Annotated in this window: 23 protein-coding genes; 4 read left to right on the top strand and 19 right to left on the bottom strand. The window is 68.1% G+C overall.

Translation table 11 applies throughout. From position 1 onward, the window contains the following. Nucleotide 1 precedes the first annotated feature (1 nt). The 14 genes from HLB44_RS22710 to aptA all read right to left on the bottom strand — a co-directional run bounded on the left by HLB44_RS22710 (nucleotide 2) and on the right by aptA (nucleotide 16773). Nucleotides 2-688, bottom strand: coding sequence for a response regulator transcription factor (locus HLB44_RS22710; RefSeq protein WP_173127512.1), 687 nt, complete (start codon nucleotides 686-688; stop codon nucleotides 2-4). 95 nt (nucleotides 689-783) lie between these two features. Then, nucleotides 784-1665, bottom strand: coding sequence for a DMT family transporter (locus HLB44_RS22705; protein WP_173128587.1), 882 nt, complete (start codon nucleotides 1663-1665; stop codon nucleotides 784-786). Between the two features lie 60 nt (nucleotides 1666-1725). Further along, nucleotides 1726-3078, bottom strand: a complete 1353-nt coding sequence (gene glnT, locus HLB44_RS22700; RefSeq protein ID WP_173127509.1) for a type III glutamate--ammonia ligase — start codon at nucleotides 3076-3078, stop codon at nucleotides 1726-1728. 16 nt (nucleotides 3079-3094) lie between these two features. After that, nucleotides 3095-4585 carry an aldehyde dehydrogenase gene (locus HLB44_RS22695; protein ID WP_173127506.1) on the bottom strand — a complete coding sequence of 497 codons (1491 nt, stop codon included), beginning with the start codon at nucleotides 4583-4585 and terminating at the stop codon, nucleotides 3095-3097. Nucleotides 4586-4623: 38 nt separating this feature from the next. Continuing rightward, on the bottom strand, nucleotides 4624-6051 hold the full coding sequence (locus HLB44_RS22690; RefSeq protein WP_173127503.1) for a DUF3138 family protein: 1428 nt from the start codon (nucleotides 6049-6051) through the stop codon (nucleotides 4624-4626). A gap of 41 nt (nucleotides 6052-6092) precedes the next feature. Continuing rightward, a complete protein-coding gene (locus HLB44_RS22685) occupies nucleotides 6093-6950 on the bottom strand; it encodes an ABC transporter permease subunit (RefSeq protein WP_173127500.1) in 858 nt (285 codons plus the stop codon). Beyond that, entirely contained in the window at nucleotides 6947-7873 is a 927-nt protein-coding gene (locus tag HLB44_RS22680) for an ABC transporter permease (RefSeq protein ID WP_173127497.1), read from the bottom strand. Before HLB44_RS22680 ends, HLB44_RS22685 begins: the two co-directional genes overlap by 4 nt. Then, complete coding sequence (locus HLB44_RS22675) at nucleotides 7870-8985, bottom strand: ABC transporter ATP-binding protein (protein ID WP_173127494.1); 1116 nt, start codon at nucleotides 8983-8985, stop codon at nucleotides 7870-7872. Before HLB44_RS22675 ends, HLB44_RS22680 begins: the two co-directional genes overlap by 4 nt. A gap of 72 nt (nucleotides 8986-9057) precedes the next feature. Beyond that, complete coding sequence (locus HLB44_RS22670) at nucleotides 9058-10176, bottom strand: polyamine ABC transporter substrate-binding protein (RefSeq protein WP_173127491.1); 1119 nt, start codon at nucleotides 10174-10176, stop codon at nucleotides 9058-9060. A 99-nt stretch (nucleotides 10177-10275) separates the two neighbouring features. Beyond that, a complete protein-coding gene (locus HLB44_RS22665) occupies nucleotides 10276-11745 on the bottom strand; it encodes an aspartate aminotransferase family protein (RefSeq protein WP_173127488.1) in 1470 nt (489 codons plus the stop codon). Nucleotides 11746-11764: 19 nt separating this feature from the next. Next, nucleotides 11765-13132 (bottom strand): glutamine synthetase family protein, encoded by a 1368-nt coding sequence (locus HLB44_RS22660; RefSeq protein ID WP_173127485.1) that lies wholly within the window; start codon nucleotides 13130-13132, stop codon nucleotides 11765-11767. A gap of 85 nt (nucleotides 13133-13217) precedes the next feature. After that, nucleotides 13218-14000, bottom strand: a complete 783-nt coding sequence (locus HLB44_RS22655; protein WP_246312414.1) for a gamma-glutamyl-gamma-aminobutyrate hydrolase family protein — start codon at nucleotides 13998-14000, stop codon at nucleotides 13218-13220. Beyond that, nucleotides 13997-15301 (bottom strand): NAD(P)/FAD-dependent oxidoreductase, encoded by a 1305-nt coding sequence (locus HLB44_RS22650; RefSeq protein ID WP_173127482.1) that lies wholly within the window; start codon nucleotides 15299-15301, stop codon nucleotides 13997-13999. The genes HLB44_RS22655 and HLB44_RS22650 overlap by 4 nt, the downstream gene beginning before the upstream one ends. A 161-nt stretch (nucleotides 15302-15462) precedes the next feature. Further along, nucleotides 15463-16773 carry an omega-aminotransferase AptA gene (aptA, locus tag HLB44_RS22645; protein WP_173127477.1) on the bottom strand — a complete coding sequence of 437 codons (1311 nt, stop codon included), beginning with the start codon at nucleotides 16771-16773 and terminating at the stop codon, nucleotides 15463-15465. A gap of 139 nt (nucleotides 16774-16912) precedes the next feature. Here aptA and HLB44_RS22640 point away from each other — a divergent pair, with 139 nt between their 5' ends. Beyond that, nucleotides 16913-17392 (top strand): Lrp/AsnC family transcriptional regulator, encoded by a 480-nt coding sequence (locus HLB44_RS22640; protein WP_173127474.1) that lies wholly within the window; start codon nucleotides 16913-16915, stop codon nucleotides 17390-17392. Nucleotides 17393-17395: 3 nt separating this feature from the next. On the opposite strand, the gene HLB44_RS22635 is transcribed toward HLB44_RS22640, so the two are convergent. Continuing rightward, nucleotides 17396-18976: a CorA family divalent cation transporter gene (locus tag HLB44_RS22635; protein WP_246312439.1), complete on the bottom strand. Its 1581-nt coding sequence runs from the start codon at nucleotides 18974-18976 to the stop codon at nucleotides 17396-17398. 151 nt (nucleotides 18977-19127) lie between these two features. Between HLB44_RS22635 and HLB44_RS22630 the strand changes: the two genes are divergently transcribed. Continuing rightward, on the top strand, nucleotides 19128-19850 hold the full coding sequence (locus HLB44_RS22630) for a type 1 glutamine amidotransferase (protein WP_173127468.1): 723 nt from the start codon (nucleotides 19128-19130) through the stop codon (nucleotides 19848-19850). 254 nt (nucleotides 19851-20104) lie between these two features. After that, nucleotides 20105-21403 carry an isocitrate lyase gene (gene aceA, locus HLB44_RS22625; protein ID WP_425500846.1) on the top strand — a complete coding sequence of 433 codons (1299 nt, stop codon included), beginning with the start codon at nucleotides 20105-20107 and terminating at the stop codon, nucleotides 21401-21403. Between the two features lie 40 nt (nucleotides 21404-21443). On the opposite strand, the gene HLB44_RS22620 is transcribed toward aceA, so the two are convergent. Further along, on the bottom strand, nucleotides 21444-22130 hold the full coding sequence (locus HLB44_RS22620) for a helix-turn-helix transcriptional regulator (protein WP_173127465.1): 687 nt from the start codon (nucleotides 22128-22130) through the stop codon (nucleotides 21444-21446). Nucleotides 22131-22267: 137 nt separating this feature from the next. Between HLB44_RS22620 and HLB44_RS22615 the strand changes: the two genes are divergently transcribed. After that, nucleotides 22268-23365 (top strand): response regulator transcription factor, encoded by a 1098-nt coding sequence (locus HLB44_RS22615; protein ID WP_173127462.1) that lies wholly within the window; start codon nucleotides 22268-22270, stop codon nucleotides 23363-23365. 3 nt (nucleotides 23366-23368) lie between these two features. On the opposite strand, the gene HLB44_RS22610 is transcribed toward HLB44_RS22615, so the two are convergent. Genes HLB44_RS22610 through HLB44_RS22600 form a run of 3 tightly spaced genes read right to left on the bottom strand, consistent with a single transcriptional unit; the run spans nucleotide 23369 to nucleotide 25528 of the window. Further along, a complete protein-coding gene (locus HLB44_RS22610; protein ID WP_173127459.1) occupies nucleotides 23369-24289 on the bottom strand; it encodes a hypothetical protein in 921 nt (306 codons plus the stop codon). 16 nt (nucleotides 24290-24305) lie between these two features. Further along, a complete protein-coding gene (locus HLB44_RS22605) occupies nucleotides 24306-25178 on the bottom strand; it encodes an ABC transporter ATP-binding protein (RefSeq protein WP_173127456.1) in 873 nt (290 codons plus the stop codon). Then, nucleotides 25178-25528 carry a GntR family transcriptional regulator gene (locus tag HLB44_RS22600; protein ID WP_173127453.1) on the bottom strand — a complete coding sequence of 117 codons (351 nt, stop codon included), beginning with the start codon at nucleotides 25526-25528 and terminating at the stop codon, nucleotides 25178-25180. Before HLB44_RS22600 ends, HLB44_RS22605 begins: the two co-directional genes overlap by 1 nt. Nucleotides 25529-25593 lie beyond the last annotated feature (65 nt).

Raw genomic sequence — 25593 nt, 5'->3', positions numbered from 1 at the left:
GTCAGTGCCGCAGCAAGCCCAGCTGCCGCGCCTCGAACAGTGCCTCGGCCTTGTTGTGCACGTCGAGCTTGCCGTAGATGTTGCGCACATGGGTCTGGACGGTGGTGACGGCCACGCCCAGGTGCTGCGCCACTTCCTGGTAGGTGAATCCGCGCGCTACCAGATCGAGCACCTGGCTCTCCTTGCCCGACAGCGGCGCCGACATCGGCGCTGGCCGCGCCGGTGCCGCGGCCGGTGTCGGTGTCGGTGTCTGGCCGCCGGCCTGCCAGCGCACGAGCAATTGGCGCGCGATGATAGGCGACATCGGCGAGCCGCCGCCATGCAGGTTCAGCACGTGCGCGGCCAGGTCCTGCTCGTTGCCGTCCTTCAGCAGGTAGCCGCGCGCGCCGCACTCGAACGCGCGCAGCATGTTGGCCTCGTCGCCGAAGATCGAGATCACCATCACCTGGCAGGCCGGCTGCACCTGGCGGCAATGGCGGATCACGTCGAGCCCCGGCCGGTCCGGCAGGCCGAGGTCGACGAGCAGCACGTCGGCCGCGTTGTCGGCCAGCCAGTCGAGCATCTGCTGCGCGGTGGCCGCGGCGTGCAGCAGCTGCAACTCGGGATTCGCGGCGATGACGCGTGCGAAGCGCTCGCGCACGGTGGCGTCGTCTTCGACGAGGGCGACGGTGATGGCGGGTGGGGTCATGGCATGACCAACGCGATCTGCAGCGGCATCGGTTACTCCAGGCGGTCGATCGAATTCGCCTGGATGCTAGTGCGCACCGTCAAGCCGGTCGATCATCAGTTTGATGGAGCCGGGCTCGGCCACGCCGCCAGCAGCAGCCCGGCCAAGGCCAGCACGAACGCCACGACGTGCGCGCCCGTGAAGGGCTCGCCGAGGAACACCACGCCGACCAGCGCGGCACTGACCGGCAGCATCACCGCGAACACGCCTGCGCGCTGCGCGGGCACCTGGGCCAGGCCCTTCATCCACAGCCAGACGGTGACGACGCTCGCGGCGAGCGAATAGAAGACCAGGAGCGCCCAGGTGCCGGGCGCGACCGCGCCGAAATCGAAGGACAGCGCCTGCCACAGCCCGAGCGGCGTCACCAGCATCAGGCCCCACAGGTTGATCAGCGCGCTGATGCGGCGTGGCGAGACCTGCGCCGTCAGCCGCTTGCCGATGACGACGTAGCTCGCCTCGCACAGCACCGCGCCGAGCAGCAGCAGCGGCCCGAGCCAGCGGGGCAGGGCAGTCGCGGCACCGCCCGGGGCGCTGCCGGCGTGCCCCTCGGGCGCACGAGTCAACGCCAGCAGTGCGATGCCGGCCACGGCGCAGGCGATGCCGGCGATCACCCGGCGCGACAGGCGCTCGCCGAGAAAGATCCGCGACATCAGCGCGACGGCCGCCGGAATCGCCGCCATCACGACGCCAGCGGCGACCGCCGAGGTCAGCAGCACGCCGAACAGCATGCAGATCGAGAACAGGAAGTTGCCGAGGAAACTCTCCCAGAAGAGCAGCCAGCGGTCGTGGGTCGACAGCGGCGCCTCGCCGGGCCCCCGCGCCAGCCAGTGCGGCATCGCCAGCGCCGCGATGCCGAAGCGCAGCCAGGCGAGCAGGAAGACCGGGAACACCGCCACCAGCAGCCGCGACAACCCGACATAGCTGCCGACCAGCGCCATGCTGGCCGCCAGGCAGGCGTAGGCCAGCAGCGGCGGCGGGTGCACGCGGCGGTCGAAGCGCTAGAAGGCGGCCGCGTAGCGCTGCAGTTCCCAGTCGCTGACGTGGCGCTGGTAGGCCAGCGATTCCTGGCGCTTGAGCTTCACGAACTGCGCCGTCAGCGTCGCGCCGAGCGCGGCGGTCAGCACCTCGTCGGCCTGCAGCGCATCGAGCGCGGCGTCCAGGCTCTGCGGCAGCACGGGAATCGCCCGCACGCGCAGCTCGGCCGCGCTCAGCTCGAACAGGTCGTCGTCCTGCGCCGGCGGCAGCTCCAGCTTGCGCTCGATGCCGTCGAGCCCGGCGGCGATCAGCCCGGCGCTGGCGAGATACGGGTTCGCGCTGGCATCGGGCAGGCGCCATTCGAAGCGGCCGGGCAGCGTGCGGACCAGCGCGGTGCGGTTGTTCGCGCCGTGCGCGATGTAGGCCGGCGCCCAGCTGGTGCCGGACAGGCATTCGCCGACCACCAGCCGCTTGTAGCTGTTGACCGTCGGCGCGGCCAGCGCGGACAGCCCCGGCGCATGCGCCAGCACCCCGGCGACGAACTGGCGGCCCAGCGGCGACAGCCCGGCCGACGGGTTCGCCGCGCCGTCCGGCGTGTGCGGCATGAACAGGTTGCTGCCGTCGACGCCCTGGCCCTTCCACAGCGAGACGTGGAAATGCATGCCGCTGCCCGGCTGGTTGGCGAAGGGCTTGGGCATCATCGAGAACACCATGCCGCGCTCTTCGGCCAGCGCCTGCGCGGCGATCTTGAACAGCATCAGGTTATCGGCGCTGGTCAGCGCCTCGTCGAAGCCGAAGTTCAGCTCGTACTGGCCGTGCGCATCCTCGTGGTCGATCTGCAGCATGTCGAGCCGGCAGCCGGCCAGCGACTGGTGCAGCGCCTGCAGGAAGTCGCGCTGGCGCGGCAGCGCCTTCAGGTCGTAGCTCGGCTTGTCGAGCCGGTCACCGTCGTCGGCCGGCAGCCAGCGTTCGCCTTCGTGCTTGAGCAGGAAGAACTCGGGCTCGATGCCGGTGCGCAGATGCCAGCCGCGTTCGTCGAGCCGCTCGGTCGCGCGCTTGAGCACCTGGCGCGGGCAGGCGTCGAAGGCCTCGCCGTCGACCCAGCCGTCGCAGACGATGCGCGCATGGCCCGGCATCCACGGCATCGCGACGGCCGTGCTGGCATAACCGCGCGCCCAGTACTCGGCGCGTGGGCCGGTGCGCGGCAGACCGGTGCCGGCGATCGACGGGCCGCTGAAGCCGGCCCCGTCGGTCAGCAGGTCATCCAGGTGGGCCAGCGGTACCAGCTTGCCCTTGGCCACGCCGTGGATGTCGGTGAACTGCGCCAGCAGCGTGTGCACGCCCTTGGCCTGCAGCCTCTCGCGCAGATCTTTCATGCCGGACCTCCAGAGTTCAATCAATGCGGATCCACGTCGTCTTCAGCTCGGTGTACTTGTCGAACGCATGCAGGCTCTTGTCGCGCCCGTTGCCGCTCTGCTTGTAGCCGCCGAAGGGCACGGTGATGTCGTCCTCGTCGTACTGGTTCACGTGCACCGTGCCGGCGCGCAAGCGCCGAGCGACGCGGTGCGCACGGTTGATGTTGTCGCTCCACACGCTGGCCTGCAAGCCGTAGCTCGAATCATTGGCCATCGCCACGCCTTCCGCCTCGTCCTTGAACCGGATCACGCTCATCACCGGGCCGAAGATCTCCTCGCGGGCGATCTTCATCGTGTTGGCGACACCGTCGAAGACCGTCGGCTCGACGAAGTAGCCACCCGACTCGGTGCGCACCCGCTTGCCGCCCGCAGCAATCCGCGCGCCTTCGCTCTGGCCGGCGTCGATGTAGCCCATCACCGTCTTCAGCTGGGTGTCGTCGACCAGCGCGCCCATCGCGGTGGCGGCGTCGAGCGGGTCGCCCGGCTGGTACTTGGGCGCCTCGGCAGCGACGGTGGCGACGAACTGGTCGGCGATGCGCTCGTGCACGAACACGCGCGAGGGCGCATTGCAGCTCTCGCCCTGGTTGTAGAACATGCTGCCGGCGACGGTCCTGGCGGCGCGCGCGACGTCGGCGAAATCGTCGAAGACGACGAAGGCCGACTTGCCGCCGAGCTCGTTGTAGACGCGCTTCAGGTTCGAGCGGCCGGCGTAGTCGAGCATGCGGCGGCCGGTGCGCGTCGAGCCGGTGAAGCCGATGGCGTCGACCTGCATGTGCAGCGCCAGCGCCTCGCCGGCCTCGTGGCCGTAGCCGGGCACGACGTTGAAGACGCCCGGCGGCAGCCCGGCCTCGACGGCCAGCTCGGCCAGCCGCAGCGCCGTCAGCGGGCTCTTCTCGCTGGGCTTGAGCACCACCGAGTTGCCGGCGGCGAGCGCGGGGCCGAGCTTCCACGAGGCCATCAGCATCGGGTAGTTCCAGGGAACGATCGCACCGATCACGCCCATCGGCTCGCGCGTGATCAGCGCCAGGCCGCTCTTGGGCGTCGGCGCGATCTCGTCGTAGACCTTGTCGACGGCCTCGGCGTACCACTGGATGCAGCGCGACGCCGACGGTACGTCGACCGCCAGCGAATCGCGGATCGGCTTGCCCATGTCCAGCGTCTCCAGCAGCGCCAGCTCCTCCTTGGCCGCCAGGATCTTCTCGGCAAACTTCTGCAGGATGCGCTTGCGCTGCGCCGGCGCCTTGTCGGCCCAGCGGCCGTCGTCGAAGGCCGCGCGCGCCGCGCGCACGGCGGCATCGACATCGGCCTCGCGCCCGCGCGCCACCTCGCCGAGCGAGCGGCCGTCGATCGGCGACAGGCAGGCGAAGGTCTCGCCGTTCTGCGCGGCGCGGCGTTCGCCGTCGATCACGCAGCGGCCGTCGATGCGCAGCTCTCGGGCGCGGGCATGCCAGTCGATCGGGTTGGCCATGGGATGTCTCCTGGAGGAATCGGTCGAGTGTGCAGCGCTCAGAAGCTGACGACCACCGAGGTGCCGAACACCGCATTGCTCTTGCGGTATTCGCCGGACTTGACGTCGAGGAAGACCGGCAGGTTGGCGCGGTCGTAGCGGGCCTCGGCCTTGAGCGTCGTGTTCAGGTTGAACAGGTACGAGATGCCCAGCGACAGCGCGCTGCGGTTGGCGCCCTTGTCGCAGCCGTCGACCCAGGTCGCGGTGCAGTCGACCAGGCCATCGGCCGTCGGCAGTGCACGTGAGGGCCCGATGCCGTTGCGGTCGTCGGCGACCGTGTAGCCGAGCAGGCCGCCGCCGTTCTTGTTGTTGCGCACGTGGTCGAAGCGGCCGACAAGCTCCCAGCGCGGGATGAACTTGTAGGCGACCAGGCCAGAGACGCCGGTCCACCGGCTGTCGCGCAGCTCGCCGGTCTCGGGGTGGGCGTTGATCGCCGCCTGCTTCTGCGTGCCGTAGCTCACCTGGCCCTGCACGGTCCAGTCGCCGCGGATGAAGTAGGCGTCGAACTCGAACAGGTTCACGCGTGTGTCGCGGGTCGAGTAGTCCTCGCCGCTGACCGGGTTCGCGCCGTCGGCGCGAAAGTTCGCTGCCTTGCCATGCAGGCCCGCAAACCCGAAGCCCTGGAACTCGCCGCGCGAGTAATCGACGCGGTAGACGAAGGCCGGCGCCTTCTCGCCCGCATTGCGCTTGCTGGTATTGACGTTGGCCAGCATCCAGCGGCTCCACCACTTGCCGCGGATGTATTCCATGCCGGCGCCGGTGTAGAGCGTGGGCAGCGTGAAGTCGTAGAGCAGGTTGTGCGTGATCAGCTTGTTCAGCGTCGCCTGTTGGTATTCATAGCCCGACCAGTCGGGCACCTGGCCGGCGATCAGCCGCGTCTGCAGGCTGCCCAGCGGCACCGAGACCGACGCCTCCTGCACGATCGACTGCTCGCCGATCACGCTGCCGGTGCCGCGGTTGGGCACCAGCGTCAGCCGCCACTTCGTGCCGCCTTCCATCTCCTTCTGCAGGTCGAGGTAGGCGCCGCCGAAGTACGAGTTGTCGTAGTTGTAGCCGTCGAGCGCCACCGGGTTCAGGAACTGGAAGCCGGCGCGGTCCTGGCGCTGGTTCCACAGGTACGTCGGGTCCATGAAGCCGTTGATCTTGAACATCTTCAGGCCCTGGGCTTCGACCGCATCTTCCAGCGCCTCGGTCTTCACCGCGACGCGGTTCAGCTCGCGCGCCTGCTCGGGCGTCATGCCCCACTGCGGTGTCGGCGGCGAGGTCGGCGACCGGGCTTCCTGCGCCTTCAACTTGGCTTCGAGATCGGCCACCTTGGCCTTCAGGTCCTGCAGCTCCTTCAGGATCTCGGCGTTCGACTGGGCCTGGACCGGGAAGGCCGCGGCCAGCGCCAAGGCGAGGGCAGTGAAGGGGATTCGGTTCTTCATCGGGACTCCTCTGGGGGTTGTTCGTTGGTATTCGGGTTGGGTCAGCCGCGAGCCGCAGCAGCGAGCTCCTGCTGGCGCCGGCGCTCGGCGCGGGCGATCGCATAACTGGCCATCAGCACGCCGATGGCGACGATCGCCACGATGATCGTCGCCACCGCATTGACGCTCGGGTTCAGCCCGAGCCGCGCGCGCGAGAAGATCACCAGCGGCATCGTCGTCGAGCCGGGGCCGGACAGGAAGGCCGACAGCACGACATCGTCGAGCGAGATCGTGAAGGTCAAGAGCCATGCCGAGGCCAGCGACTGCGCGATCATCGGCAGCGTCACCAGCACGAAGACCTGCAGCGGCCGCGCGCCCAGGTCCATCGCGGCTTCCTCGAGCTGCGGGTTCAGGTCCTGAAGCCGCGCCTGCACGACGACCGTGGCGTAGGCCATGCCGAGCAGCAGGTGGCCGAGCCAGATCGTCAGCATGCCGCGCTCGGGGAAGCCCCAGCCGAAGGCCGACTGTGTCGCGCGCTGGATCGACACCAGCATCAACAGCAGCGACAGCCCGACCACCACCTCCGGCATCACCAGCGGCGCCGTGACCATGCCCGAGAACACCGTGCGACCGCGAAAGCGCCGGTACTTGACCAGCGTGAACGCCGCCAGCGTGCCCAGCACCACCGCGCCGCAGGCGGTGAAGAAGGCGATGCGCAGGCTCAGCCACAGGCCGGACAGGATCTCGGTGTCCTGCGCCAGCGCGGCGTACCACTTCAACGTGAAGCCGCGCCAGACGTTCGGCAGCGGCGAATCGTTGAACGAGTAGATCACCAGCGCAAGGATCGGCAGGTACAGGAAGGCGTAGCCGAAAATCAGCCACCCCTTCGCGAAATAGCGGTTGAAGGACGCGGAGGTCATCGACGTGCCTCCTGCATTTCGGCCTGGTATTTGTTGAAGATCGCCAGCGGCACGATGATCAACAGGATCATCACCACCGCGACGCTCGCCGCCATCGGCCAGTCGTTGTTCGAGAAGAACTCGTCCCACAGCACGCGGCCGATCATCAGCGTCTCGGGGCCGCCGAGCAGCTCGGGGATCACCAGCTCGCCGATGCAGGGAATGAACACCAGCATCGAGCCGGCGATGATGCCGGCCTTCGACAGCGGCACGGTGACCTTCCAGAAGGCCACCCACGGCGTCGCGCCCAGATCGGCCGCCGCTTCCAGCAGGCGCAGGTCCAGCTTCGCCAGGTTGCCGTACAGCGGCAGGATCATGAAGGGCATGTAGGTGTAGGCCATGCCCAGCACCAGCGAGAACGGCGTGTACATCAGCTTGCCCGGCGCCGGGATCATGTCGGCGGCGTGAAGCAGCTGGTCGAGCCCGCTGCCGACGATGAAGTCGAACGCCCAGCCGTTCTCCGACAGCAGGCCTTTCCAGGCGTAGACGCGCAGCAGGAACGAGGTCCAGAACGGCAGCATCACCAGCATCAGCAGCGCCGGCTGGGCGGTGGGTCGGGCGCGCGCCATGAAGTACGCGAACGGGTAGCCGATGGCCAGGCACACCGCCGTCGCCGCGGCCGCGTACTTCAGGCTTGCGATGTAGGTCTTGATGTACAGCGCGTCCTCGGTGATGAAGACGTAGTTCGACAGCTTGACCGTCAGCTGCAGCAGGCCTTCCTTGAAGGTGATCAGGTCCTTGAAGTTGACGGTCTCCATCTCGGAGACGCTGATCTTCACGAGGATCAGGAAGGGCAGCAGGAAGAACAGCAGCAGCCAGCCATAGGGCAGGCCAATGACGGCGTTGCGGCCGCGGAACCAGCGTCGTGCCACCGCGCCGCTCATTGCGTCAACACCACGTGCGCCATCGGCGACCAGTGCGCCCACACCGCATCGCCCCAGGTCAGCTGGTCGTCCTGGTGGCGCACCACGTTGGCCTGAGAGACCTTCAGCCGCTGGCCACTGGCCAGCTCGACGTGGTAGACGGTGAAGCTGCCGAAGTACGACAGGTCCTTGATCGTGCCCGGCGCGGCGTTGAAGTCATCGGCCGGCTTGTCGCGCGAGACCTGGATCTTTTCCGGCCGCAGCGCGACGGTCACCGGCATGCCCAGCGTGCCGGTGATGCCGTGGCCGACGTAGTGCTTGCAGTCGGCTGCAGCAATCACCACGTGGTCGGGCTCGTCGACCTCGACGGTGCCCGGCATCAGGTTGACGTTGCCGATGAAGTCGGCGACGAAGCGGCTCGACGGCGTCTCGTAGATGTCGGCCGGCGCGCCGACCTGCAGGAAGCGCCCCTCGCTCATCACCGCGATGCGCGAGGCCATCGTCATCGCCTCTTCCTGGTCGTGCGTGACCATCACGCAGGTCACGCCGACCTGCTCGATGATGTTGACGAGCTCGATCTGCGTTTCCTCGCGCAGCTTCTTGTCCAGCGCGCCGAGCGGCTCGTCCAGCAGCAGCAGCTGCGGCTGCTTGGCGAGGCTGCGCACCAGCGCCACGCGCTGCTGCTGGCCGCCGGAGAGCTGGTGCGGCTTGCGCTTCGCGTACTTGCCGAGCTGCACCAGCTTGAGCATCGCCTCGACGCGCTCGGCGATCTGCGCCTTGGGCAGGCCGTCGCGCTTCAGCCCGAACGCGATGTTGTCCCACACCGTCAGGTGCGGAAACAGCGCGTAGGACTGGAACATCATGTTGAGCGGCCGCTCGCAGGGCAGCAGGCCGGCGAGGTCCTGCCCGTTCAGCACGATGCGGCCGGACGTCGGCGTCTCGAAGCCGGCCAGCATGCGCAGCAGCGTCGTCTTGCCGCAGCCCGACGAGCCGAGCAGCGCGAAGATCTCGCCGCGGGCGATGTCGACGCTGACATGATCGACCGCCGTGTGGCCGCCGAAGTCCTTGACGACGTCCTGGATCCGCAGGAAGGCGGTCTCCGGGCTGCCGCCGGCATTCCCGTTCGCGGGCATGAACACTCCTCCTCGCGGGGCGGGCCTGTCGCGGCCGCCCCTTTCGGGTGCTATCGGTCCGAAGCGGTGCGCTTACAGCCCGGTCTTGAAGCTGGTGTAGGTGCGCGTCATCAGCCGGCGCAGGTCGTTGTTCAGCGCGTCCGGCGGGATCATCTTCCTCAGCTCGGCGTCGGGCAGGAAGACGGTCGGGTTGCTGGCCACCTCGGGCTTGATGTGCTTCTTCGAGTCCAGGTTCGGGTTCGCGTAGAAGACCTTGTTGGTCAGGCTCGCGTGCACGTCGCCGCGCAGGATGTAGTTGATGAACTTGTGCGCGTTGTTCGGGTGCGCGGCGTCGACGGGAATCACCATCACGTCGAAGAAGAGCAGGCCGCCGTTGCTCGGCAGCAGCGCCTGCACGGTCTGGCCGGTCTTGCCGTCGATCGCCCGCTGGCGCGCGATGTTGATGTCGCCGGACCAGCCGAGCGCCACGCAGATCGAGCCGTTCGCCATGTCGTTGATGTAGCCCGACGAGCTGAACAGCGTGACGTGCGGGCGCACCGACTTCAGCAGCTGCGCGGCGGCGGTGTAGTCGCTCGGCACCTTGCTGAAGGGCGGCTTGCCGAGGTAGTGCAGCGCCGCCGGAATCACTTCGGAGGCCGAGTCGAGGAACGAGACGCCGCAGGATTTGAGCTTCGAGATGTACTCGGGCTTGAACACCAGGTCCCAGGCATTGGCCGGCATCGGCGTCGAGCCGAGCGCGGCCTTGACCTTCTCGACATTGATGCCGACGGTGGTGAAGCCCCACAGCCAGTTGACCATGTGCTCGTTGCCGGGGTCGAGCCGCGCCAGCTGCGCCTGCACGGCCGGATCGAGGTTCTTGTAGTTCGGGATCTTGCTCTTGTCGATCTTCGCGAGCAGGCCGCCGTCGATCTGCAGCTTGGCCCAGTTCGACGAGGGCACGACGATGTCGTAGCCGCTCTTGCCCGCGACCAGCTTGGCGTGCACGATCTCGTTGTTGTCGAAGTTGTCGTAGCGGACCTTGATGCCGGTTTCCTTCTCGAAACCGCGGATCGTCTCCTCGCCGATGTAGTCGGACCAGTTGTAAACGTTGAGGACCTTGTCCTCCTCCTGGGCCCGCACCGCGCTGCTGCCCAGCGCAGCGGCCAGGGCCAGCCCAGTGATCAATCGGCGGGACGACGACGGCAACTTCATGAAATCAACCTCCAGTGTGTTTTCGATCGGACAGGCTTCAGCGCTCATTGGCGACATCAGGCAGTCTAAGCAGATGGGCCACTAGGCCCATCGGGGAAATCACAACCAGCCTTCGCGGCGCGCGTCGGCGAGCGTCAGGTCGAGGCAGCGGCGGATCAGCGCCATCATCTCGTCGATCTGCGCACGGGTGATCACCAGCGGCGGCGCGATGATCATCCGGTTGCCGACCGCCCGCATGATCAGCCCCTCGCGGAAGCAGTGGCCGCGGCAGACCATGCCGATGCCGACGCTCTCGTCGAAGGGCTTCAGCCCGTCCTTGTCCTTGACCAGCAGCACCGCGCCCATCAGCCCGCAGCTTTCGGCATCGCCGACCAGCGGATGTGCCTTCAGCGACTCGAAGCCTTCAGCAAGGTACGGGCCAACATCGTCGTGCACGCGCTCGACCAGGCCGAGCTCGCGGATCAGCTTGATGTTCGCCAGCGCCACCGCGCAGGCCACCGGGTGGCCGGAGTAGGTGTAGCCGTGCTCGAACTCGCCGCCGCGCTCGATCAGCGCTTCGGCGACACGCTCGCCGACCATCACGCCACCCAAGGGGATGTAGCCGCTCGTGACGCCCTTGGCGAAGGTCATCAGGTCGGGCCGAGCCCCGAAGGTCTCGCAGCCGAACCAGCGGCCGGTGCGGCCGAAGCCGGTGATGACCTCGTCGCTGACCAGCAGGATGCCGTACTTGTCGCAGATGCGCTGGATCTCGGGCCAGTAGGTCGCAGGCGGAATGATCACGCCGCCGGCGCCCTGGATCGGCTCGCCGATGAAGGCGGCGACGCGCTCGACGCCGACCGCAAGGATCTTCTCTTCGAGCCATCGCGCGGCGACCAGGCCGAACTGCTCGCGAGAGATGCCGGCCCCCAGGTCTCCTTCGTCGCCCGCCCCCCGAGGGGGGTCGCCCGCCTTGAGGCGGCTCGGCGCCGGGCGGTGCTGCCCATGCTCGACCCAGTACGGTTGATCGATGTGCTCGATGCCGGGAATCGGCAGCCCACCTTGCGCATGCATCGCGCTCATGCCGCCGAGCGAGGCGCCGGCCATCGTCGAGCCGTGATAACCGTTGCGCCGGCTGATGATGACCGAGCGCCCGGGTTGGCCCTGGATGTCCCAGTAGCGGCGCACCATGCGCACGATCGTGTCGTTGCCCTCGGAGCCCGAGCCGGTGAAGAAGACGTGCTTGAACTGCGGCGGTGTCACCTCGGCCAGCAGCTCGGCCAGCTCGATCGCCGGCGGCGTCGCGGTCTGGAAGAAGGCGTTGTAGAAGGGCAGCTCCTTCAGCTGCCGCGTCGCCGCGTCGATCAGCGCCTGCTGGCCGTAGCCGACGTTGACGCACCACAGCCCCGACATCGCATCGAGGATGCGCTGGCCGTCGCTGTCGGTCAGGTAGATGTTCTCGGCCTTCGTGATGATGCGCGAGCCCTTCTTCGCGAGCGACTGGAAGTCGGTGAAGGGGTGCAGGAAGTGGGCCGCGTCGGCGGCCTGCCAGTCCGCCGTGGTGCGGGTTTTGCTGCGGAGTTCGGTGTTCATGATGACGGTTCCTCGCGTGTCAGACGTGCAGCAGCAGGTGCTCGCGTTCCCACGGAGAAATGACCTTCATGAACTCCGCGTACTCGATCTCCTTGACCTCGGTATAGACGGTGACGAAGGCCGAGCCCAGCACCTCCTGCAGGTCCTTGTCCTCGCGCAGCAGCGTCAGCGCTTCGCCGAGGCTGCGCGGCAGCTGGTAGTCGCCGAGGTAGGCGTCGCCCTTGCACTCGGGTGACGGCTCGATCTGCTTCTTGATGCCGATGTAGCCGCAGGCCATCGTCGCGGCCAGCGCGACGTAGGGGTTCGCATCGGCGCCGATCACCCGGTTCTCGATGCGCCGCGCCTGCGCGCTGGCCAGCGGCGAGCGGATGCCGACGGTGCGGTTGTCGGTGCCCCACTGGATGTTGATCGGCGCCGCGGTGAAGCGTGCCAGCCGGCGGTAGCTGTTGACGTAGGGCGCGAACAGCGCCATCGCCGCGGGGATGTACTTCTGCAGCCCGCCGATGAACCAGAAGAATTCCTTGCTCGGCGTGCCGTCGGGATTGCTGAACAGGTTGCGGCCGGTGGCCTCGTTGATGACGCTCTGGTGCACGTGCATCGCGCTGCCCGGCTCGCCGGCGATCGGCTTGGCCATGAAGGTCGCGAACATGTCGTGCCGCAACGCGGCCTCGCGCACCGTGCGCTTGAACAGGAACACCTCGTCGGCCAGGCCCAGCGGATGGTCGTGGAAGAAGTTGATCTCCATCTGCCCGGCGCCGACCTCGTGGATCAGCGTGTCGACGTTCAGGCCCATCTTTTCGCAGTAGTCGTAAACGTCCTCGAACAGCGGGTCGAACTCGTTGACGGCGTCGATCGAATAGGCCTGGCGCGAGGTCTCGGCGCGGCCGCTGCGGCCGATCGGCGGCTTCAGCGGCATGTCGGGATCGGTATTGCGCGCGACCAGGTAGAACTCGAGCTCGGGCGCCACCACCGGCTTCCAGCCCTCGGCCGCATACAGCTCGCAGACCCGGCGCAGCACCGAGCGCGGCGCGAAGGGCACCAGCTTGCCGTCCTTGTCGTAGCAGTCGTGGATCACCTGTGCGGTGGGGTCGACGGCCCACGGCACGATGCGCACCGTCGCCGGGTCGGGGCGCAGGTGCATGTCCATGTCGTTCGGGCTGATGACGTCGTAGTACGGGCCCTCTTCGGGGAACTCGCCGGTCACGCCCATCGCGACCACCGCTTCGGGCAGCCGCATGCCGCGGTCTTCGGTGAATTTCTCGCGCGGCAGGATCTTGCCGCGGGCCACGCCGGTCAGGTCGGGCACCAGGCACTCGATCTCGGTCACGCGGCGCTCGTTGAGCCACTGTTCGAGCTCGCTGAAATTGAAGTTGTCTCGGTTCACCATGGGAACACCTGTTGTTCGATTCGGAAGGGGTTGCGGCTGTGATGCGTGGATCCGGCAGGCCGCGCTCTGAAGCAACAGATCGGCGCTAGGGAATCGCCGTGCGATGCCGGTCGCGATATGCGCGACAGGCCTGGCCGAAGGCCTGCAGCAGCTGCATCGAGATCGGGTTGCTCGAGGCCTGCCACTCGGGATGCCATTGCACGCAGAGATTGAAGCCCTTGGCCTCGGCAACGGAGAAGGCTTCGACCAGGCCGTCGGGCGCGCGGGCTTCCACGCGCAGGCCCGGCGCGAGCTTGTTCACCGCCTGGCCGTGCACCGAATTGACCGCGAAGCGCTTGCTGTCGAGCACCTCGGCCAGCAGGCCGCCGGGCACGACTTCGACATCGTGCGCCGGGCCGTACTGCACGGCGGCCGGCTCGCCGCTCGGCGCGCGATGGTCGTCGTACGGGTCGACCTCCTGCACGGCCTGGTGCAGGCTGCCGCCGAGCGCGACGTTGGCCTCCTGCGTGCCGCGGCAGATCGCGAACAGCGGCATGCCGCGCGCCAGCACCTTCGGGATCAGCGGCAGTGTCCAGGCATCCCGGTCCGGATCCAGCGGCAGGGCAGGGTCGTGCACCGCCTCGTCGAAATGGCTCGGATGCACGTTCGACGCCGAGCCGGTCAGCAGCACGCCGTCGGCCAGGTCGAGCAGCGCATCGAGCTCCTCGGGCAACGCCGTCGGCACGATCAGCGGTTGCGCGCCGGCCAGCCGCACGGCGTCGACGTACTTCTTGCCGGCGACGTGGAACGGATGTTCGCCGAGCGGCTTGTTGCAGGCCGGCACGAGGACGACCGGTTTGCGCACCATGGGTTTGGGAGTGAAGTTCATGCGAGCGCGTCTCGGAGTCGGTACCACGCCATGCCCAGCACCAGCGCGGGCGTGCGCAGCAACTTGCCGCCGGGGAAAGGACGATGGCGAATGCGGGCAAAGGTGTCGAAGCGGCCGGCGTCGCCGCTGATGGCTTCGGCGACCAGCTTGCCCGCCATCCCGGTCAGCGCCAGGCCGTGCCCCGAGAAGCCCTGCAGGTAGTAGACGTCGGGGCAGGAGGGCAGCCGGCCGAAGTCCGGCGCGCGGTTCATCGAGATGTCGACGAAGCCACCCCAGGCATGCGTGACCTTCGCTTCGGCCAGCGCCGGCAGCGCGGCGACCATGCGCTTTCGCATGCTTTCGGCCAGGTTCATCGGCGTCGTCGTGCTGTAGCTGACCCGGCCGCCGAACAGCATGCTGGTATCGGCCGCGAAGCGGTAGTAGTCGAGGATGAAGTCGTTGTCGCAGACCGCCGACAGCGTGGGGATCAGGCGCCGCGCCAGCGTTTCGCCGACCGGCGCCGTGGCAATGATGTAGGTGCCGACCGGCATGATGCGCGACTCGATCTGCGGCGCGATGCCCTGCAGGTAGACGTTGCCGGCCAGCAGCACCTGGCGGGCCGTCACGCGGCCGCGCTCGGTGTGCAGCACCGGCCGCGCGCCGCGGGTGTCGAGCGCGGTGACCGGCGTCAGCTCGTGGATCGTCGCGCCGAGGCCGGCTGCCGCGCGCGCCAGGCCGAGCGTGTACTTCAGCGGGTGCAAGTGGCCGGACTTCGGGTCGTGCACGCCGGCGACATAACGCGGGCTCTCGATCCAGCGCGGCAGCTCGGCGCGCGGGATCGCATGCATCGGATAGTCGTAATTCGTCGCCAGCTGCTCGGCACCGGCCAGCAGCTCGCGCGCCTTGCGCGGCGAGGTGGCGACGCCGAGGAAGCCGTCGCGCCAATCGGCATCGATGCCGAAGCGCGTGCAGCGCGCGCGGATCAGCTCCAGCGCCTCGATCGACATGCGGAACACGCGCTGCGCCTCCGCCACACCGAGCTGCTGCTCGATGACCTCGATGTCGCAGGCCAGGCCGTGGATCGCCTGGCCGCCGTTGCGGCCGCTGGCGCCGAAGCCGACTTCGCGCGCTTCCAGCACGCGCACCGAGAAACCGCGCTCGGCCAACTCCATCGCCGCCGACAGCCCGGCGAGCCCGCCACCGACGATCGCGACGTCGCAGCTCGCCTCTCCTTCGAGCGCTGAATACCGGGCATCCCGTACGGCCGTGGCGGCGTAGTACGAGTGGCGCGTCAGTTCACGATCAGCGCTGAGGAAATTCATCGGTATGCGCTAGGCAAGCCCTCGGTGGTTTCGTGCGGGTGCTTCGGACGTTATCAGCCGGCGCCGGGCCGTCCCCAAGCCGGCTGAGCGCCCAGGGATCCCGCAAGGGATCCTTCGGATCCCAGGGGCCGCGAACGCCGTGAGCTGGGAGCTGACATCTCTCAGGCCGCGCGCTGGATCGCGCCGCGCAGCGTGTCGATGATCTGGTCGATCTGCTGGCGTTCGATGATCAGCGGCGGCGACAGCGCGATCGTGTCGCCGGTGGTGCGGATCAGCACGCCCTTCTCGTAGCAGTCGAGGAAGATGTTGAACGCGCGCTTGGCCGGCTCGCCCGGCAGCCCTTGCAGCTCGATGCCGCCGACGAGCCCGGTGTTGCGGATGTCGATGACGTTCGGCAGGCCCTTCAGCGAGTGCAGCGCCTCGGCGAAGTAGCCCTGCAGCTGCTGCGCGCGCGTCAGCAGGCCTTCTTCCTCGTAGGTCGCGAGCGTGCCGAGGCCGGCGGCGCAGGCGAGCGGGTGTGCCGAATAGGTGTAGCCGTGGAAGAACTCGATCAGGTGCTCAGGCCCGGTCATGAAGGTGTCGTGGATGCTGCGCTTGACGGCGACCGCACCCATCGGCGCCGAGCCGTTGGTCAGGCCCTTGGCCATCACGATCATGTCGGGCGTGACCCCGAAGGTCTGCGCGGCGAAGGCGTTGCCGGTGCGACCGAAGCCGGTGATGACCTCGTCGAAGATCAGCAGGATGCCGTGCTTGTCGCAGATCTCGCGCAGCTTGTTCAGGTAGCCCTTGGGCGGGATCAGCACGCCGGTGGAGCCGGCGATCGGCTCGACGATCACCGCGGCGATGGTCGAGGCATCGTGCAGCGCGACCAGGTTCTCCAGGTCGGCGGCGAACTCCGCGCCGTGCTCCGGCTGGCCGATCGTGAAGGCATTGCGCGCCGCATCGTGCGTGTGGCGGATGTGGTCGACGCCGCTGAGCATCATCCCGAACATCTTGCGGTTGCCGACCATGCCGCCGACCGAGATGCCGCCGAAGTTGACGCCGTGGTAACCACGCTCGCGGCCGATCAGGCGCGTCCGCTGGCCCTCGCCGCGCACGCGGTGGTAGGCCAGCGCCATCTTCAGCGCGGTGTCGACCGATTCGCTGCCGGAGTTGGTGAAGAAGATCTTGTCGAGGCCGGCGGGCGTCAGCTTCGACACCTTGTCGGCGAGCTCGAAAGCCTTGGGGTGCGCCATCTGGAAGGGTGGCGCGTAATCCAGTTCCGCCGCCTGCTGCTGGATCGCCTGCACGATCTTCGGCCGGGCGTGGCCGGCATTCACGCACCAGAGGCCTGCTATGCCGTCGAGCACCTGGCGACCGTCGTCGGTCCAGAAGTGCATGCCCGAGGCCTTGGTGAACAGGCGGGGGGCTTTCTTGAACTGGCGGTTCGCGGTGAACGGCATCCAGTAGGCATCGAGGTCTTGCGGATTCATGGCGCTTTCAGCTCCTGGGCTCGATCGGCAACAACCGCCAGTCTAGACAAGCGGCTGCGCAATGTGCTTGCGCAATCGCACCGGGCCCACCCTTGCCGACGCAATATCATGCGAACGTTACAGCCTCCGACAGAATTTCATGCGACCAGAGAGCCCGAAGCCGCAACTCGATGCGATCGACCGCCAGATCCTGAGCGAGCTTCAAGGCGCGGGCCGCTTGTCGAACGTCGAGCTCGCCGAGCGGGTGCACCTGTCGCCGTCGGCCTGCCTGCGGCGCGTCAAGCAGCTCGAGGACACCGGCGTGATCGCCCAGTACGTCGCGCTGCTGAACGCCAAGGCGCTCGGCCAGCACGGCACCTGCTTCACGATCATCAACCTGGCGACGATGAACGACGCGCTGCTGAAGTCCTTCGAGCAGGCGGTGCGCGACGAGCCCGAGATCCTCGACTGCTTCTACGTCGCCGGCTCGAACGACTACCTGATCCGCTTCAGCTACCGCGATGCCGAGGACCTCGAGCGCTTCCACACCCAGGTGCTGATGCGGCTGCCGGGGGTGGAGCGGTCGAATTCGATGCTGGTGCTCAGGACGGTGAAGAAGACGACGGCGCTGCCGTTGTGATCCTCAATCCCGCGGCCCGGGCCGCCAGATCGCCGCGAAGATCTTCATCCGCGTCCAGAACGACATGCGCTCGTCGCTCAGCGCATCGAGGAAGTCCGACAAGCCCTTGGATTTGTTGATCGTGTAGGCCGTCAGGATGAAGGTGGCGACGAAGACGACCGCGAAGATCGCGATGCGCTTGGACAGCGGCGCGTCGGCCTCGGCGATCAGGTTCATGCCGAGGAAGCCGGTGGTCACGGTGCCGATCAGCCCGAAGATCGTCACCACCGTCAGCCGCACGACGGTGTTGGCCTGGCGGCGCAGCGAGTCGGCGTCGAGGTAGTCGTTCATCTCGCCGATGCGCTGCTTGACCTCGTCGTACAGCGGGTCGATGCCGAGGTGGCGCGAGCACATCTGGAACAGCGCGCGCACCTGAACCTGCTCGGAAATCTCGTGGAACCAGTAGCGGTGCGTGAAGCGCAGGAAGACCTCGAAGCTCGAGCGGATCGCGCGCTTGAACTGGCGCACGCTGTCGGGTCGCGCGATGTCCAGCCGGCGCAGCGCATCGGCCAGGCGGTCGGAGAACATCAGCAGCGCGGCTTTCTGGAAGTGCGCGATCAGGAACAGCATGAAGTGCTGGTGGCGGAACTGCGCCAGCACGCCGCGGTCGCGGCAGGCGAAGAAATCCGAATCGGCGCGGCCGATCACCACCAGCGCATGGCCGCAGCACAGATAACGCGTATTCGGCGCGGCACCGGCGGTGTGCCAGAAGCGGTCGTAGCAGTAGCGAGCCTCGAAGTCGGCCAGGTGCTGCTCGCCGTAGGGCAGGGCCGCTTCGGCCTCGCCGGCGCCAGTGACCAGCCCGAGCCGCACGACATCGGCGCGTGACAGCGCGCGCGGATCGTCGAGCGCCAAGTAGGCCATCATCGGCATGCGGTAGTACTCGATCTGCCGGAAGCGCAGCAGGCCCGGATCGGCCGAATGGTCGCTGACCAGCGGCTGCATCACATAGGCCCAGTGCGCCGAGATGCGCGGTGCGCGGTGCTCGCTGACGTGGGCGAGGAAGGTCTCGCGATCGCGCGCGTCCGAGCTCGCCAGCACGCGGCCGTCGGCCGCCAGCCAGTCGACCTGCGCCGGGCTGTGCAGCGGCAGGCCCTGCGCATCCCAGCCGGCCGGGTACCCGCGGCCGAAGCGGTACAGCAGCTCCTGAGCCTGCCCCAACGCCAGGTTCGATGCCGACACCTCGAGGTTCAACAGCACGATGTCGACATCGAGGAAGAAGTACAGGTCGATGTGCACGATGTCGAGCTGCAGCGGCTCGTCGCCCGGGTGGGCGACGATGCGCACGCCGGCGATGTCGCTGCGCCGGAAAACGCGCATCGGCGAGCCGCTGCCGCTGTCGCTGTCGCGCTGCTTGCGCCCTTCGCCGTACAGGAAGCGCTGCACATACGGCAGGAAGGTGACGAACTCGTTGTAGTGGCGCTCGTGGAAGGTGCCGCCGCCGGCATCGAACTCGTCGATCACCTCGCGCCAGGGCGAAGCCGCCCCCATGTCCTGCAACACCAGCCACGGCGCGCGCTCGGCCTGGCCGTCGCGCGGGGGCATCAGCCGCAGCGGCCACAGCAGCACCTGGCGCAGGTGCTGCACGCGTGGCGGCGCGGCAGAGAGGCTCACGGAAGCACCCGTAACGGAAGACTCGGCATCGCGACCCCTGGTACACACTCGCGGCGATGATAGGTCGAGCGAAGGATCATTCATGAAGCCGGTGCTGGTGCTGCAACACCTGCATGACGACGGTCCCGCCTACCTGGGCGAATGGCTCGCGCGTGAGGGTGTGCCGATCGAGCTGCGCTGCAGCGAGGCCGGGCAGGCCTTCCCGGCCGAGTTGGGTGCGTATTCGGCACTGGCGATCCTCGGCGGCTCGATGAGCGCCAACGACGAATTGCCTTCGCTGCGGCGCGCCGAAGCGCTGATACGGCAGGCGGTGGCGCAGGGGGTGCCGGTGATCGGGCATTGCCTGGGCGGGCAGTTGATGGCCAAGGCGCTCGGCGGCCGCGTGGAGGCATCGATCGCGCCGGAGATCGGCTGGCAGGCGATCGCCCCGCCTGCTGGCGACCCTGCAGCCGCGCTTGCCGAAAGCTGGTTCGGCGCGGCGCCATGGCCGAAGGTCTTCCAGTGGCACTACGAGGCTTTCACGCTGCCGGCAGGCGCGGTGTCGCTGGCGACCAGCCCGGCGTGCCGCCACCAGGCCTTTGCGCTCGGCCCGCATCTGGCGCTGCAGTTCCATGTCGAGCTCGATGCGAGCAAGCTCGCGGCCTGGTCGGCGGCGATCGGCCCGGCCTACGTCGAGGCGCGACAGCTGCATCCGGCCAGCGTGCAGGCCCGCGCGTCGATGCACGACGAAGCGCCGGCAGGCCTGGCGGCGCAACAGCGCTTCGCCGACCACCTCTACCGCCACTGGCTGGCCGGCAGCGCCTGACGTTTCACATCAAGAAATCTGCGTTTCGCAATGTGGATTCCTTCGCTGCTGCAATGCAGCAAGATTTTTCATTGCGAAGGAGCTGATTTCTTATCATGAAACGAAAATCGTAAGTCATTGAAATCAAACAACAAAATTTATAGTCTTCTATAAGACATAAGTCTGCACAGGCCCTTGCGGCGTGGGTACGCTCTAGCCATCCGGTTCGCACCCGATACCCACCGAATTCCCCCACCTCAACGCAAGGAGCTTCCATGAGCCAACTGACCCGCGAACAACAGATCGCCGCCCTCGAGAAGGACTGGGCCGAGAACCCGCGCTGGAAGGGCATCAAGCGCGGCTACACCGCCGCCGACGTGGTGCGCCTGCGCGGCTCGCTGCAGATCGAGCACACGCTGGCCAAGCGCGGCGCCGAGAAGCTGTGGAACCTGGTCAACACCGAGCCCTTCGTCAACTCGCTCGGCGCGTTGACCGGCAACCAGGCGATGCAGCAGGTCAAGGCCGGCCTGAAGGCGATCTACCTGTCGGGCTGGCAGGTTGCGGGCGACGCCAACAGCAACGGCGAGATGTACCCCGACCAGTCGCTGTACTCGGTGGACTCGGTGCCGAAGGTGGTCAAGAAGATCAACGCCACGTTCCAGCGTGCCGACCAGATCCAGTGGAGCGAAGGCAAGAACGACACCGACTTCTTCGCGCCGATCGTGGCCGATGCCGAAGCCGGCTTCGGCGGCGTGCTGAACGCCTTCGAGCTGATGAAGGCGATGATCGAAGCCGGCGCCGCCGGCGTGCACTTCGAAGACCAGCTGGCCGCCGCGAAGAAGTGCGGCCACATGGGCGGCAAGGTGCTGGTGCCGACGCGTGAGGCGGTGAGCAAGCTGGTCGCCGCGCGCCTGGCCGCCGACGTGATGGGCACGCCGACCATCCTGCTGGCCCGCACCGATGCCGAAGCGGCCGACCTGGTGACCAGCGATGTCGACGAGAACGACAAGCCGTTCTTCACCGGCGAGCGCACGATCGAGGGCTTCTACCGCAGCCGCAACGGTGTCGACCAGGCGATCAGCCGCGGCCTGGCCTATGCCGAGTACGCCGACCTGATCTGGTGCGAGACCGGCACGCCGGACCTGGCCTTCGCGAAGAAGTTCGCCGACGCGATCCACGCCAAGTTCCCGGGCAAGCTGCTGGCCTACAACTGCTCGCCGTCGTTCAACTGGAAGAAGAACCTCGACGACGCGACGATCGCCAAGTTCCAGCGCGAGCTGGGCGCGATGGGCTACAAGTTCCAGTTCATCACGCTGGCCGGCTTCCACAGCCTGAACTACTCGATGTTCGAGCTGGCCTACGGCTATGCACGCAACAACATGAGCGCCTTCGTCGAGCTGCAGGAGAAGGAGTTCGCCGCCGCCGAACGTGGCTTCACCGCGGTGAAGCACCAGCGCGAGGTCGGCACCGGCTACTTCGATGCGGTGACGACGACGATCGAAGCGCAAGCCTCGACCGCCGCGCTGAAGGGCTCGACCGAAGACGAGCAGTTCTTCGACAAGAAGCACGGCTGATCCGAGCGGGCCCGCCCGCTCAGGCGGGCCCGACCCGGACTCAGTTCGCCAGCCACTGCAGCTGCAGCGGCAGCATGGGCGGCAGCGCCGCGACGCGGCGCAGCAGGTCGCGCAAGCTGGTGGCGCCGGTCTTGGCGCGCAGGCTGGCGGTCTGGGTGCGGATCGTCGACACCGCGACACCCTGGATGCGCGCCATCTGCGCCGGCGTGCTGCCGTCACACAGCAGCGCCAGCAGGCGCGACTCGGTCGGCGTCAGCCCGTGAGCGCTGGAGAAGCACTGGATCGACAGCGGCGCACAGACGCTGCGGCGCTCCATCAGCAGCAAGGCGGCGCGGCCGCGCGCCAGCTCGACCGGCACGATGGCCACCACCGCGCGCCGGCCTTCGTGCTGCAAGGCCAGGCAGCTGCGCTTCGCGCGCCGGATGGCGTCGCGCACCGCCTGCGCCAGCACGACGGTGTCGTCGCTGCCGGCGATCAGCACCTCGTGCCGTAGCAACAGCGGATGCCCATCAGCGAAAGTCGCGCGGGCCGCTGCGTTCGCGTGCAAGACCTCGAGCCCGGCCCCGAGCAGCACCAGCCCGTAGTCGATCTGGTCCAGCACCGGCGCCAGGCCATCGCGCGGCGCGTCGAGGATCGGCGGGGGCCGGTCGAAGTCGGCCGCTGGGTCCAGCCAGTCGGGCAAGGCCCGTGGCAGCGCGGCCACGCGATCGGGGCTGCTCGTCGTCATCTGAACCCGCACCGTACCCGCCCGGGTCGGTGCGTCCTCCTTGTGGTTGCCGACGCGACTCTAGGCACCGAAGGCCGTGGTGTCGCCCTCCCCGCAGAGGGTGACGAAGGGTGTGCGGCGTGCCAAGATGCAGCCCGATGAAGCGCGCCGCGGACCTCGCTCGCCTGAGAACCCTCGCGTCGATGGGGCTGACCGCCGAGGCCTTCATCCCGGCACTGCTCGAAGCGCTGCACGACATCATCCCGTCCGATCGCAACCTGTTCGACTGGACCGATGCGCAAGGCCAGCTGATCCGCTACTACTTCGAAGGCACGGTCGATCACGAGATCAACCAGCACTACTTCGAGAACTTCCACAACACGCGCGAGGCCGAGGTCATGCCGGCCTTCCACGACGCGGTGATGGGCCGCGCGATGGTGCACAGCGCCGATCAGCTGGACCGGCCGGAGTTCTTTCGCTCCGCGCTGTACAACGAGATCTGGCGGCCGCAGCGCCTGCACACCCGCACCGAGGCGATCGTGCGCGGCGCGCGCGGCGAGCCGCTGGGCTCGCTGGTGTTGTACCGCGGACCGGGCGAGCGCAAGTTCACGCGCGCCGAGGAGGCGCTGCTGGCACAGATCGCACCCTATGTCGCGCGCGGCCTGCAGGCGCCGAGCGCCGAGTTCGCGCAGGCCGAGTACGTACCGCGGCGCGGCCGCCGCGCCATCGTCTGCCTGGACGACGCCGGCACGCTGGTGCACCTGTCACCCGAGGCCCTGAAGATCCTGCTGCTGGCGCACGGCGGCGTCACCCCCGACAGCGCGGCGCGCGTGCCGCAGCGCGAGGACTTTCCGACGCTCACGGCGCTTTGGCAGCAGCACCAGCGTGCGGCGGGTTCGAGCCCGCAAGGCCCGATGTTGACGGTCGACAACGCGTGGGGGCGTTTCACGTTCGAGAGCTGCGCGCTGAAATCGCTGGCGCGCGGCCCCGATGCGCGAGCGATGCTGCACGTGACGGTGCAGCATCACGAGCCGATGGACGTGGCACTGCGCCGCGCGCTCGATGGGCTGGCGCTGACGCCGGCGCAGAAAGAGGTCTGCCTGCTGCTGCGCACCGGCCATTCGCAGGCCGAGATCGCCGCGCTGCTGGGTGTGTCGGCGACCACCGTCGCCGATCATGTGCGCAAGATCTACAGCCGCCTCGACGTGCACTCGGTGCAGGAGCTCAGCAGCCTGATCCTGCGCCTGGCGGCCTGAGCCTCAAGCGCCGCGCGCGCGCCGCAGCACCAGCAGCGCGAAGCCCGCGGCGGCGACGATCATCGCCGCGACGAACGCCGGCGACAGCAGGTCCTGCAGCGCCGCGCCGAAATCACCCAGCACCATCGCCGGCAGGTTCTGCATCAGGGGCAGGGCGTCCTCGACGGACTTCAGCTTGATCTGGATCGGGCTGTCGCGATCGATGCCGATGAACGCCTGGCCGGCCCGGCGCAGCAGGCCGCGCAGCACCTGCGTGACCGCTTCGCTGTCGAACAGCTTCTCCATCACGACGCCGAGCAGCACGACCGCGGCAATCAGCGCCGGCACGCCCCAACGCTTGAACCAAGCCGAAGCCGCCATCGCGATCAGGATCAGCGGCGACAGCCACAGCGTGGCGAGCACCACGCCCGCGCCCAGCCGCAGCGCCATCGCGCCGGCGGCGCTCAGCAAGGCGTTCCACGGCAATGACATCCAGGCCGCGAGGCCCCATTCCTTGACCACCAGCACCAGCGCGACCAGGAAGCCGCCGGCGGCACCGGCGACCAGCGCCAGCACCGGCACCAGCACCAGGTGCGCGAGCAGCATCGTCGCCAGGCTCTGCGCATGGCCGATCGGCAGCGACAGCCAGAACTCGATCGAGCGGTCCTGGTGATCACGCCGGGACAGCCCGGGCGCCAGGAACAGCGCGCTGGCCCAGCTCAGCGCCAGCGTGCCGATCGCCACCGCGCCAATGGCGCCGGCGGCGATCAGCAGCGGATCGGGCACGTGCTGGATCATCGTGTCGCCGTCGGACTCGACGTCGAAGATCACCGTGCCGAACACGGCGGCCACCAGGATCAGCGCCACCGGCACCAGCATCAGCGCCAGCCAGCCGCGCTGGTGCTGCATCCATTCGCGCTGCAAGAGCGTGTTGAAGCGGTTCATCGAATGTTCTCCCTCTCTAGCCCTGGGTGCGGTTCATCTCGGGTGCCCGCGTCAGCGCGACGAACAGGTCGACCAGGCTCGGCCGCACGCGCTGGCCCAGGCCTTGCACGGCTTCGGGCAGTGGCCCGTCGAACAGCGCCGCCGAGCCGCCTTGCACGCGGTAGCGCAGCAACGGATGCGCGGCGGCAATCGCCTCGGCCTGCGCCGGGTCGTGGCTCAAGGCCACGAAGCGGCGGTCCATCTCCTCGAGGCTGATCGACAGCACCAGCTTGCCCTCGTTGAGCATCATCACGTCGGACAGCAGCGTCTCGATCTCCTCGACCTGGTGGGTCGAGATCAGCACGCTGCGCTCGCCGTCGCACCATTCGTCGATCAGCATCTCGTAGAAGGCCTTGCGCGACAGCACGTCGAGGCCGAGCGTCGGCTCGTCGAGGATCATCACCTGCGCGTCGATCGACGCGATCAGCGCCAGGTGCACCTGCACCACCATGCCCTTGGACAGCGCCTTGACCTTGTCCCTCAGGCCGACGCTGGTGCGCTTGAGCAGCGTGCGCGCGCGCTCGGCCGAGAAGCGCGGATGCAGGCCGCTCATCAGAGTGATCAGCTCCTCGACGCGCGCCCAGCGCGGCAGGATCGCGACGTCGGGGATGTAGGACAGGCGTTCGAGCAGCGCCACGCGCTGCTTCGACGGATTCATGCCCAGCACGCTGAGCTGGCCCTCGGCCGGCTTCAGCCCCACCAGCGCCTTCATCAGCGTCGTCTTGCCGGCGCCGTTGTGGCCGAGCAGGCCGACGACGCGGCCCTTCGGGATCGCGAAGCTCAGCTCGTCGATCGCCACCTTCTTGCCGTAGCGCAGCGTCAGGCCTTCGGCCTTGATCAGCGGTTCCATCAGTTGTCCCCCCATTTCAGTTGTTCGGCCGTGATGCCCAGACGGCGCAGGCGGGCACGCAGCTGAGGCCATTCGTCGTTCAGGAAACGCTCGCGCTCGACGCTGCGCAGGCGCTCGCGCGCACCGGGGCGCACGTAGATGCCGAGGCCGCGCCGCGTCTCGACCAGGCCTTCGTCGCCCAGCGCCTGCAGCGCGCGGCTGACGGTCAGCGGATTGATCATGTAGCGGCTGGCCAGCGCGCGCACCGACGGCAGCGGTTGGCCCTCGGCCGGGTCGCCGTCCAGCAGCTGCGCGGCCAACTGGTCGGCCAACTGCTGGTAGATCGGCAGCTTGTGATCCCAGGTCTGCATGGGCGGATCCGGTGTGTTGCTGATGTAGCACACCATATCAAGCCCGCCGGCCCCCGGCGCGTCCG

The organism is Pseudaquabacterium terrae (assembly GCF_013266755.1).
Taxonomy (GTDB): Bacteria; Pseudomonadota; Gammaproteobacteria; order Burkholderiales; family Burkholderiaceae_C; genus Pseudaquabacterium; species Pseudaquabacterium terrae.
Note: the sequence above shows the minus strand (reverse complement) of the source record. Positions and strands in the feature narration are given on the sequence as shown.